Origin of the sequence: Rathayibacter sp. AY1A4, assembly GCF_002930955.1 — a bacterium.
Lineage (GTDB): Bacteria > Actinomycetota > Actinomycetes > Actinomycetales > Microbacteriaceae > Rathayibacter.
In genome coordinates this window covers 1-10,905 of record NZ_PSTN01000044.1, presented here as the reverse complement: position 1 = coordinate 10,905, position 10,905 = coordinate 1, and the positions used below count along the sequence as shown (strand labels likewise).

Sequence of the window (10,905 nt, the reverse complement as noted above, 5' to 3'; positions counted from 1 at the left end):
CCACGCTATCCTGAAGCCCGAGCTCACCCGCGCCGAGGTCGACGCCCAGCTCGACGAGGCGCGCGAGTCCGGCGTGTTCAGCGTCTGCGTCCGCCCCCTCGACCTGGACGACGCCGTCGCCCTCGTCGGCATCCTCGCCGCCCTCCAGGCCCTCCTCGACAGCGGCAACCTCCCCCCTGAGGAGGTCGAGGCCCTGCGCCACGGCCTCGAGCAGGGCGGCGCCCTCCTCCCCGGAAGCGACGAGAACGAGATCGCGACCGCTCTGGGTGGGCTGAACGCCCGCCTGCGTGGGACCATCGGGTGATCGCGTCGCGCTCGACGTTCCCGTAGCCTTCATCCGCGCTCGTGTCGACCCCGGAGACGCGCTCCCCCGCCCGCGGGTAGCGTCCGGTCCGGTCCCGCACTCCCACGGGGTCGCTGAACCCCGAGAGCCGGAGGAGATCCGATCGTGAACGGTGACCACTTCGTCCTCTCGACCGCGACGCCGTGGGACGACCGCACCGAGATCATCGGCGTGTACGCCTCGGAGGCATGGGCCCGCGAGGCCGCGGCCGCATGGCTCGGCTCGCCGGACCGCGAGGCGTTCCCCCGGTGCGTCATCGAGGGCTGGAGCGGCGCGCACCTCCTCGGCCGCGAGGTCGTCGAGGCCCTCGGCGTCGACGACGAGGGCGGCGACGAGTCGCTGGGCGGCCCCCGCAGCCTCTGACCTGGCGGCCTAGCCGCCCCAGTGCGACGGGCGCTCGAAGTGCGACGGCAGCGTGGTCGCCGCATCCCCTCGGGCGCTGTTCACCTGCGCCTGGGTGAGGTAGACCGCCTCGGCGAGCCGCGCACCGGACACGTCAGCATCACGAAGGTCCACCCCGAGCAGGTCGCACCGCTGCAGATCCGCACCCCGCAGATCCGCGGCGAGGAGGAGCGCGCCCCGCAGGTCCGCCCCCCCGCAGGTCCGCGTTCCGGAGCGATGCACCCGCCAGATCGGCACCCGGAGCGAGCCGACGGCCCCTCGACCGGCGGGCAGCCGGCGCCGCTCCTGCGCGAGCGGCCGCGCTCGCCGCGATCAGGAGCGGCCGGGACGCTCCGTACTCCGCGTCGACGTCGACCGCGACCACCTGCTCCGGCTCGCCGAGGGTGTGCGCGTGCACCGCGTCGAACCGCTCGCGCAGCTCGTCGAGGAGCGGCGCGCCGACACCGGGAAGCGCCAGTGCGGAGTCGAGGTACCAGAGCAGCTCGTGCAGGCGGCGCATCAGCGGGAACACCGCGAACATCCGCTCGCGCACGGCCGGGTCGGACCGCCAGGAGACGCCGCCGAACGTGTGCTGCGAGACCTTCTGGCCGGCGCCGAAGCAGTCGAAGACGGTGCAGCCGACGAAGCCCTGCGGCCGGAGCCGGCGGTGGATCGTGCACGCGTCCTCGCCGTCGAGGTTGACGCACGGGTCCCCGGCGCGCTTGTCGAACGGGAAGTCGGCGGAGCGGGCGAAGGCGAGGGCCACGCAGCACAGGCCGAAGCAGTTCGCGCAGTCGGCGCCGAGGTCCTCGCGGCGGCCGAGCTCGACCCTGGTGCGTGACGTCATCCGTCCGAGCCTACGCGCGGCGGCGCCTCCGGATCAGTGCGCGAGCGCGAGCACGCCGACGACCAGCACGCCGAGGCCCACGATCCCGAGCAGCGAGACGAGGCTCTCCTTCCAGGAGAGGCCCGCGCGAACGACGGCGATGAGAGCGATCCCCGCGAGCGTGGCGACGTAGACGCCCGCGCCGATCCGCAGCGCGACCGTCGCGTCGATCCAGCCCAGCGCCGCGGCACCGAGCGCGAGGACCGGGAGCGACGCCGAGGCGAGCGCCCCGCCCGCGATCCGCAGCATCGTGCCCGACTCCGCTCGCGAGGGCGTCGCCGCGTGCACGACCTGGTGCGCGATCACCTCGGCGACGAAGCCCGCGGCCGAGATCCCGATGATCGAGATCACGAGGCTCTGGAGGGCGTGGACCGCGTCGGGGTGGTCGCCGACGAGGTAGATCATCACCACGGCCAGGCCCGTGAAGGTCGCGTAGACCCGCTCCTTGAGGGCGCGGGCGATCTCGTCGAGGGGGCGGCGGGTCCGCTCCGCCCACCGGCCGGCGCGGCCCGGGCGCAGGCGCACGGGCGTCATCCGGTCGGCGGGTGCGGTGCGGCCCTCGTCGGCCGCTCCGTCAGTAGGAGGCGGAGTCGACACGTGCCGCGGAGGAGTCGCCCGAGTGCCGCGCGGCGAGGTCGCCGAGGATGGTCGCGGAGCCGCTGGTGCCGAAGCGGGTGACGCCGAGGCTGCGGTAGGCGAGGAGCGTGTCGAGGTCGCGGACGCCGCCGGACGCCTTCACCTGAACGGCCTCCGAGACGGCGCCGCGCATGAGGCGGAGGTCGTGCTCGTTCGCGCCTCCGCCCGCGAAGCCGGTGGCGGTCTTCACGAAGTCCGCGCCGGCGCGCTCGGCGGCCCGGCTGCCCTCGACGACCTGCTCGTCGTCGAGGAGGCTCGTCTCGAGGATGACCTTGACGACGTGGCCCTCGGCGGCCTCGACCACGGCGCGGACGTCGTCCTCGACGTCCTGGAGCAGGCCGCTCCGGAGGCGGCCGATGTTGACGACCATGTCGAGCTCGGACGCGCCGTCGGCGAGCGCCTGACGCGACTCCGCGACCTTCGCCGCGGTCGAGGTGGTGCCGTGGGGGAAGCCGATGACCGTGCCGACCAGGACGCCGGAGCCCTCGAGCCGAGCGACCGAGTGGGCGATGTCGGAGGGGCGGACGCAGACGCTGAACACGCCGGACTCGCGCGCCTCGTCGAGCTGGGCGTCGACCTCGGCGCGGGTGAGCTCGGGCTTCAGGATCGCGTGGTCGATGAGCGCCGCGATCTCGGCGACGGTGGGCAGGCTGGAGTCGGTCATCCGCACATTTTACGTCCGCCGGCGGGACGACGAAGGCCCGCGATCCTTCGATCACGGGCCTTCGGTCGTTCACGCCGCTAGCGGCGCTCGGTCACCAGCTGGACTTGGTGATACCGGGCAGCTCGCCGCGGTGCGCCATGTCACGGAAGCGGACACGCGAGATGCCGAACTTCGTGAGGTTGCCGCGGGGGCGGCCGTCGACGGCGTCGCGCGAGCGGACGCGGACGGGCGAGGCGTTGCGGGGGAGCTTCTGGAGGCCGACGCGGGCGGCCTCACGGGTCTCGTCGGTCCCGGCCGGGTCGACCAGGGCCTTCTTCAGCTCGAGGCGCTTGGCGGCGTAGCGGTCGACGATCACCTTGCGCTGCTCGTTGCGGGCGATCTTGCTCTTCTTGGCCATACTTAGCGCTCCTCGCGGAAGTCGACGTGCTTGCGCACTACGGGGTCGTACTTCTTGAGCACGAGACGGTCGGGGTCGTTGCGGCGGTTCTTCTTGGTCACGTAGGTGTAACCGGTGCCGGCCGTCGAACGGAGCTTGATGATCGGACGGACGTCCTGCTGCTTGGCCATTAGATCTTCACCCCGCGAGCGAGAACATCCTTGACGACGGACTCGATGCCACGGGCGTCGATGACCTTGATGCCCTTGGCCGAGAGGGTCAGGGTGACGTTACGGCGAAGCGACGGCACGTAGTACGTCTTCTTCTGCACGTTCGGGTCGAAGCGGCGCTTGGTGCGCCGGTGCGAGTGCGAGATGGCGTGCCCGAAGCCGGGGACGGCTCCGGTCACCTGGCAGACTGCTGCCATGGTTTCCTCCATGTGTGGTTACCGTGGATCACGCGCGGCACGAAGCCCCGTCCGACCCACCCAAGGTCACTTGTCGGCGCACCGCCCGCCTGTCCGGCCGGAGCCGGAGCTCCTGCCCGGTGGGCAACACGCAAGCGCGTGCAGATGCACGCAACCTCGCTAGGCTACGCGACTCGGGCGGCGGCCGCAACAGGGCGGGGACGCTGCCCCGGCGGGGGGGACGCTCCCCCGACAGGGTGGGGACGCTGCGCCGACGTGCATGGGACTTCCTGGGAGGTTCCGGCAGAAGCGGCCTCCTGTACCCCCCGAGCAGGGCGTTCGTGTACCTTGCGCCTTCCTCGCGGGTCTACGACCGCCCTACTCTGAGCCGACCGCGGGCGCCCGCTCCCGGCAGCAGCCGGGAGTAGCAGCACATGCGCCAGTCCTTCCTCCGTTCCCTCGTCGCCGCGGCCGTGCTCGTAGCGGGCGCAGGACTCAGCGTCGTGGCCGCGCCGACCGCGTCGGCGGCGCCGGTCTTCAGCACCGCGTGCTTCACCTCCCCGAAGGTCTCGACGGTGTCGCAGTACACCGTTCCCGCGACCGGGGTCTCGACGGTCCGCGCCGTCCTCAGCGGCCAGAACGGCGGGAAGGGTGCGAGCGGCCTCGGGACGGGCAACGCCGGCGGACGCGGCTCCAGCCTCGTCGTCGAGGTGCCCGTCACGCCCGGGCAGGTGCTGGAGATCGGGCGCCTCGCCGGCGCCCCGGCCGGAGCGGCAGGCGCCACGCGCTACGTGAACGGCGGCGTCTACGGGGGCGACTCCGGCGGCGCGGGCGGCGACGCCCAGTACCTCAGCACGGCCGGCTCGGACGGCTGTCAGCACGCCCTCGCCGTGGCGGCGGGCGGTGGAGGCGGCGGCGGGCGGTCCTCGGTCGGCGGCGACGCCGACGCCGGCAGCGGCGCGAGGGGCGGCGGGAACGGCGGCAGGAACAACGCGGCCGACGGCGGCGGCGGCGGCGCGGCCGGGCAGAGCTCGGGCGGCTCGCCCGGCGCCCGCGGGTACAGCACCTTCGGCGAGTGCGCCGACGGCAACAACGGCCAGTGGGGCGTGTTCCTCAACGACGGCAAGGGCGCCGACGCCGGCGCCTCCCGCGGCGGCGGCGGCAACTGCTCGTTCCCCGGCCACAGCGGCGGCGGCGGCGGGGCCGGCTGGTGGTACGGCGGCGGCGGCGGATCGCCCTACGTGTTCGGCAGCATGAACGACACCCTCGGCGTCATGAACGACCCCGGCGCCGGCGGCGGCGGCTCGAGCTACGTGGACCCGAGCGTGACGAGGATCTCGCAGACGGCCGGCCCGACGGCGGCCGACCCCGTGGTCGCTCCGGTGTACGACACCGCCGTGACCGTGACGCGCACCCCCGACTTCTCGATGCTCGGGCAGGAGGTCACCGTCACCGCGAGGGTGACCATCCCGAGCCTGGGCCGGCCGGTGGCCGCCGGCGGCACCGTCGAGATCCTCACCGGTGCGGGCACCAGCAGGGTGACCCTCGACGCGGACGGCGTCGGCGTACTGACCACGAGGGACATCCCGCAGGGCTGGAACGAGATCCGCGCGCACTACCCCGACACCATCACCGCCGCCGAGGCGGGACGCGGGAGCTGGTCGGCGCTCCCCGCTCTGCGCCACGAGGTGCGCGCGTGCGCCGCGACACCCGTCATCACCCGGCAGCCCTCGGACATCGCGGGCGTCACCAACCAGATCTACACGCTGACGATGGGCGTGAGCGTCTCGGCCGTCTACGGCGGCATCCCCGCCGTGTCCTGGGAGAGGTCCACGGACGGCGGCGCCACGTGGAAGCCCGCGCTCGGCCGGGCGGGCGCCCGGGAGGACGGGACCGCGTTCCTCGAGGCCGGCCCCGATCCCACCGGCTCCTACCGCTACCGGGCGACCCTGACCACCTGCGGCGGCAGCGTCCGCAGCGAGCCGGCCACCGTGGCGGTGGGCGGCGTGCGCTTCGACCTGTCGACGCTCCCGCAGAAGGCGTACGGCGACTCCTTCGACGCGAGCCCCTACGCGCAGGCCGTCGACGTGCCCGGCCGCTCGATCGTCCTGAGCAGCAGGACCGCCGAGACCTGCTCCGTCAGCGGCATGAGGGTGACCGTGCTCCACGCCGGCGTCTGCACGCTCGCGGCGAGGCTCGACGCGCTCGCTCCTCTGGGCTGGGCGGGCGAGCCCCTGCAGAGCTTCACGGCGAAGCCGAAGGCGCTCACGGTGACCGCCCCGACGGTCGACTACCCGCGAGGCGCGCCGTCCCCCGACCTGCGCTGCACGGCCGCCTTCGTCGGCACCGACACCTTCGGCGCCCCGCTCACGGCCGGCGTCTACCGGCCGATCGTCACGGCGGACGACGTCATCTACCGCCTGATCCCGAACTGGCCCACCTCCACCTTCACCACCTTCACCACGCGGTGCAGCGGCGCGAAGGTCAGCAGCGACTACACGATCGCGGGGTACAAGGACGGCGCGCTGCGCATCGTCGCGGCCGTCCCGATGGTGACCGCCTCCTCGCCCTCGTCGACCTACGGATCCACTCCCCCCGCGATCACCGCCTCCGTGACCGGCTCCCCCTCGGGGACGGTCTCCTGCGGCGCCTTCGCGGCGTCCGACACCGGATTCACGACGCCGCTGGCGCTCTCCGCGACGACCCCCGTCGGCCGCTACCCCACGCGCTGCTCCGGCCTGACGAACCCCTCGGGACAGCTGATCACCATCGACGGCGCGCTCACGATCTCGCCGGCGCCCCTCTCGGTGACCGCGTCGAGCCCCGGGACGCAGGCGCACGGCACCGCGACCGCCCCGACGGTCACCTGCACGGCCGACGGCTTCGCAGGAACCGACCGGTTCGTCACCGAGCCGACCGGCGCCTACTACACGGCGGACGGCACCGGGAAGGTGACGATCGGAGCGCGCACGCCCGTCGGCGACTACGTCACGCGGTGCGACGGAGGCGACGCCGGGCCGAACTACACCCTCCGGTCGATCCCCGGCACCTTCGCGCTGGCCGACCGCTCGGCCCCCGTCGTGACCGTGCCCGCCGCCGTCACGGCCGAGCCGGCCGAGGTCTCCGGCGCCGTCGTCACCTTCGCGTCCTCCGCGCAGGACGCGGTCGACGGAGCCGTGGGCTCGACCTGCACGCCCGCCTCGGGAAGCGTCTTCCCGATCGGGGACACGACGGTCGACTGCACCGCGGACGACGAGGCCGGCAACACCGGCACGTCCTCGTTCCGGATCACGGTCCGGAAGTTCTCGCAGACGGTCGCCTTCACCTCCTCGCGGCCGACCGCGCCGACGGCGCTGGGCACCTTCACTCCGACGGCCACCGGCGGCGGCTCCGGGAGCCCCGTCTCGATCGGAGCGACCGGCTCCTGTGCGATCGCCGACGGCGTCGTGACCTTCACGCGCGGCGGCACCTGCACCGTGACCGCGGATCAGGCCGGCGACGACCACTACACCGCGGGGCGCGCCTCCTTCGATCTCGAGGTCGCGAAGGCGTCGCAGACGCTGACGGTCGCGGTGCCGAAGACCGGCGTCCTGGAGTCGACCGGCGTCGCCACGGCGACCTCGAGCTCGGGACTGCCGGTGCTCGTCAGGACCTTCTTCGGCTGCACCGTCGCCCCCGACGCGACGGGTGCGCAGATCCTGACCTACACCGAGCCCTCGACCTGCGGCGTGCAGTTCGACCAGCCGGGCGACGACGTGTACGCGGCCGCCGACGGCCTGGTGCGCTTCGTCCCGGTCTCGCGGATCCCCCAGACCGTCGTCGTCACCTCGACTCCGCCCGACCGGGTGTTCACCGACGACCGGTACACGGTCGAGGCGACCGGCGGCGGCTCGGGCAATCCGCTCGTGATCGCGGTGATCGAGAACGGCAACTGCACCATCGCGGACGACGTGGTGACGTTCTTCGGCGACGGCACCTGCACGGTGACGATCGACCAGGCCGCGGACGATCGGCACGACGCCGCTCCGCAGGTCCGGCAGGTCATCACGGTCGGGACTCCCGAGGGGAACCTCTCCTTCGGGAGCACCGCGCCCCCGCACGCGATGTCGCTCGAGACGTACCGGCCGACGATCGTGCCCGGCCCGTCGAAGGGCGTGCCAGTGCTCTCCGCGAGCCGCGACTGCTCGATCCTCCCGGACGGCGTGACCGTGCGGAACGACGGGGCCGGGCTCTGCGTGCTGTCCCTCGACCAGCCCGGAGACGGCTACTGGCCCGCGCGGCACGCCGAGCAGGAGTACTCGATCTACTTCCTCCCGCAGACGGTCCGGATCACGAGCGCGCCTCCGGTCGGCGCCGTCCTCGGAGACACCTACCGCCCGGTGATCGAGGGCGGCGCCTCGGGCATCGCTCCGTTCCTCCTCACCACCGCGTCGTGCTCGGCGAAGGACGGCGTGGTCACCTTCACCACGAAGGGTGTCTGCGGCGTCTTCGCCTACCAGAACGGCAACCGGCAGTACGACAGCGCCCGGCCCGCCGTGCAGGAGGTGGAGGTCGGCTACGCGCCCGGCTCCGTGGCGTTCACGACCGCCGTCCCGACCGACGCGAAGGTGGGCGGATCCTTCACTCCCGCCTTCACGCGCGGACCGTCCTCCGGCCCCTCGGTGCTCAGCGTCTCGGGCGCCTGCTCGGACGGCGAGAACGGCGCCGTCCGGTTCGACTCCGCGGGCACCTGCACGCTGACGGCGATCCACTACCGCGACGCCACCTACGGCACCGCGCGGGCGGTCCAGACCTTCGAGATCACCGCGATCGCGCAGACCGTCGCCTTCACCTCGACCGCGCCGTCGACGGCTGCGTCCGGCGACACGCTCACTCCGACCGCGACGGGCGGCGCCTCCGGGCTCCCCGTGACGATCGGAGCGTCGGGCGCCTGCACGCTCGCGGACGGCGTCGTCACCTTCGCCGGCAGCGGCACCTGCACCGTCACGGCCGACCAGGCGGGCGACGGTCGCTACGCGGCGGCGGCGCAGGTCTCGCAGACCGTCGCCGTCTCGCAGCTCGCGGGGACCGTCGCGTTCGGCGGCGATGCTCCGGCCGCGGCCCGGGTCGGGGGCTCCTCGACGGCCGCGGTCGTCGCCGGCCCGTCCAGCGCTCCCCCGGTGCTGACGGCCTCCGGCGCCTGCTCCGTCGGGCCCTTCCGACTGGTCTCCTACGACTCCGCGGGCACCTGCACGCTGACGCTGGACCAGGCGGGCGACACCCGCCACAGCGCAGCACCGACGGCCGTGCGCAGCTTCGAGATCACCCGGATCACGCAGACCGTGGCCTTCACCTCGCAGGCGCCGGACTCGGCGCTCACGGGCGGCACCTACCGCCCGACCGCGACCGGCGGAGGCTCCGGGCGGCCCGTGGTGCTCGGCGCCTCCGGGTCCTGCACGCTCACGAACGGGGTCGTCTCCTTCACCGGATCGGGCACCTGCACGGTGACCGCCGACCAGACGGGCGACGCCCGGTACGACGCGGCGGAGCGGGCCTCGCAGGTGATCGCGGTCGGACTGCTCGCGGGCACCGTCTCCTTCGGCGGCACCGCGCCGACCGGTGCGACGGTCGGCGGGACGACCACCCCGCGGATCGTCGCCGGACCCTCCACCGCGCGTCCGGTGCTGACCGCCTCTGGAGCATGCTCGGCGGCCGCGGGAGTGGTGTCCTACGACTCCGTCGGCACCTGCACGCTGACGCTCGACCAGGCGGGCGACTCGCGGTACGGCGCCGCTCCGCAGTCCGTCCGCACTTTCGCGATCGGCGCCCTCGGCCAGACGCTGGCGTTCGCCTCGCCGGTCCCCGACGCGGCGGTCGCGGGGGGCTCCTACACGCCCGTCGTGACGGCCGGCGCGTCGAGCGCCCCCGTGGTGCTCGGAGCGGCCGGGTCCTGCACGGTCGCGGACGGCGTCGTGACCTTCACCCGCTCCGGCACCTGCACGGTGACCGCGGACCAGGCCGGGGACGAGCGCCACTCGGCGGCTCCGCGGATCACGCAGTCGGTGGAGGTCGGCACGGCGGCGGGAGCGGTGTCGTTCCGCGACGCCGCTCCGACGGACGCCCGGATCGGCGGCTCCTGGACCCCGTCGATCGTCCGCGGCCCGTCGAGCGCCGACCCGGTGCTCGACGCCTCCGACTCCTGCTCGCTGGGAGAGGACGGCACGGTGTCCTACGACTCCGTCGGCACCTGCACGCTGACGCTGGACCAGGCCGGCGACGACGCTCACGCGCCCGCGGAGCAGGTCGTCCGGACCTTCCCGATCGGCAAGGCGCTGCAGACGGTCGCCTTCACCTCCGCGGCTCCGAGCACGGCGACCGCGGGCGGCCGCTACACGCCGACCGCGGCGGGCGGCTCCTCCGGCCTGCCGGTCATGATCGGCGCCACGGGCGCGTGCTCGCTCGCGAGCGGCGTCGTGACCTTCAGCGGATCCGGCACCTGCACGGTCACCGCGGATCAGGCCGGCGACGCCTCCCACGACGCGGCTCCCCGGGCGACCCAGTCGATCGCGGTCGCCGCGGTCGTACCCCAGAAGAAGAAGGCGCAGAAGGTCGCCTTCTCGACCGCGATGCCGTCCTCGCCCGAGAAGGGGATCGCCTACCCGGTCGCGGCCACCGCCTCCTCCGGTCTGCCCGTGAAGCTGTACGCGAGCGGCAGCTGCACGCTGACCGCGACCGGCGCGGGCACGGCGACGGTGCGGCTGACGGGCGCGGCGAGCTGCACGGTCCGGGCCACGCAGGCGGGCGACTCGGCGTGGCTCGCCGCGACCTCGGTGACGCAGTCGCTGCAGGTGAAGTCCTCCACCCGCGCCGACCTCACACTGACGCTGGCGCCGGCGCCGGGACTGGCGGCGACGGCTCCCCTCTCGGGCACGATCACCGTCCGGAACACCGGCACCCGGGACGCGGCGACGACGACCACCCGAGTCGTCGTCAGCGGAACGGTGGCGAGTGCGCCCGGCGCCGTGCAGACGAAGGGCTCGGCGGCGGGCACGACGGTCCTCACCTGGACCGCGCCGAGCGTCTCGGCCGGGCGGAGCACCACCTACTCGGTGACGCTGGTCGACCGGCCGGCCGCCACGACGATCGACGCCAGGGTGTCGACCGCCGCCGCCGATCCCACGCCGGCGAACAACGCGGTCAGGCGCACCTTCCGGTAGAGGCTGCGGGGAGGGAG

The 10,905-nt window shown here is 73.9% G+C and carries 9 protein-coding genes and 1 pseudogene; 3 read left to right on the top strand and 7 right to left on the bottom strand.

Annotated features, from left to right (window positions below):
* Together C5B92_RS17765 and C5B92_RS16440 are read left to right on the top strand one after the other, a co-directional pair.
* Positions 1 to 304 (top strand): annotated as a pseudogene (locus tag C5B92_RS17765) (hypothetical protein); the annotation flags it as partial.
* A 144-nt stretch (positions 305 to 448) separates the two neighbouring features.
* On the top strand, positions 449 to 706 hold the full coding sequence (locus C5B92_RS16440; protein WP_104225104.1) for a hypothetical protein: 258 nt from the start codon (positions 449 to 451) through the stop codon (positions 704 to 706).
* Positions 707 to 715: 9 nt separating this feature from the next.
* Here the strand turns inward: C5B92_RS16440 and C5B92_RS17800 are convergent, their stop codons facing one another.
* The 7 genes from C5B92_RS17800 to rpmB form a co-directional block, all read right to left on the bottom strand.
* Positions 716 to 898: a pentapeptide repeat-containing protein gene (locus tag C5B92_RS17800; protein ID WP_374952942.1), complete on the bottom strand. Its 183-nt coding sequence runs from the start codon at positions 896 to 898 to the stop codon at positions 716 to 718.
* Positions 846 to 1,571, bottom strand: a complete 726-nt coding sequence (locus tag C5B92_RS16435; RefSeq protein WP_308471289.1) for a pentapeptide repeat-containing protein — start codon at positions 1,569 to 1,571, stop codon at positions 846 to 848. The genes C5B92_RS17800 and C5B92_RS16435 overlap by 53 nt, the downstream gene beginning before the upstream one ends.
* A gap of 33 nt (positions 1,572 to 1,604) precedes the next feature.
* Entirely contained in the window at positions 1,605 to 2,207 is a 603-nt protein-coding gene (locus C5B92_RS16430; RefSeq protein ID WP_146076980.1) for a hypothetical protein, read from the bottom strand.
* The gene (deoC, locus tag C5B92_RS16425; RefSeq protein ID WP_181028879.1) at positions 2,185 to 2,910 is read right to left on the bottom strand and encodes a deoxyribose-phosphate aldolase; all 726 of its coding nucleotides are present in this window, start codon (positions 2,908 to 2,910) and stop codon (positions 2,185 to 2,187) included. The genes C5B92_RS16430 and deoC overlap by 23 nt, the downstream gene beginning before the upstream one ends.
* A 91-nt stretch (positions 2,911 to 3,001) precedes the next feature.
* Complete coding sequence (rpsN, locus tag C5B92_RS16420) at positions 3,002 to 3,307, bottom strand: 30S ribosomal protein S14 (protein WP_104225107.1); 306 nt, start codon at positions 3,305 to 3,307, stop codon at positions 3,002 to 3,004.
* Positions 3,308 to 3,309: 2 nt separating this feature from the next.
* Positions 3,310 to 3,477, bottom strand: a complete 168-nt coding sequence (rpmG, locus tag C5B92_RS16415; RefSeq protein WP_027692168.1) for a 50S ribosomal protein L33 — start codon at positions 3,475 to 3,477, stop codon at positions 3,310 to 3,312.
* Positions 3,477 to 3,713: a 50S ribosomal protein L28 gene (gene rpmB, locus C5B92_RS16410; protein ID WP_056038148.1), complete on the bottom strand. Its 237-nt coding sequence runs from the start codon at positions 3,711 to 3,713 to the stop codon at positions 3,477 to 3,479. The genes rpmG and rpmB overlap by 1 nt, the downstream gene beginning before the upstream one ends.
* 413 nt (positions 3,714 to 4,126) lie before the next feature.
* Between rpmB and C5B92_RS16405 the strand changes: the two genes are divergently transcribed.
* Positions 4,127 to 10,888, top strand: a complete 6,762-nt coding sequence (locus C5B92_RS16405) for an HYR domain-containing protein (RefSeq protein WP_104350598.1) — start codon at positions 4,127 to 4,129, stop codon at positions 10,886 to 10,888.
* The last annotated feature ends 17 nt before the right edge of the window (positions 10,889 to 10,905 follow it).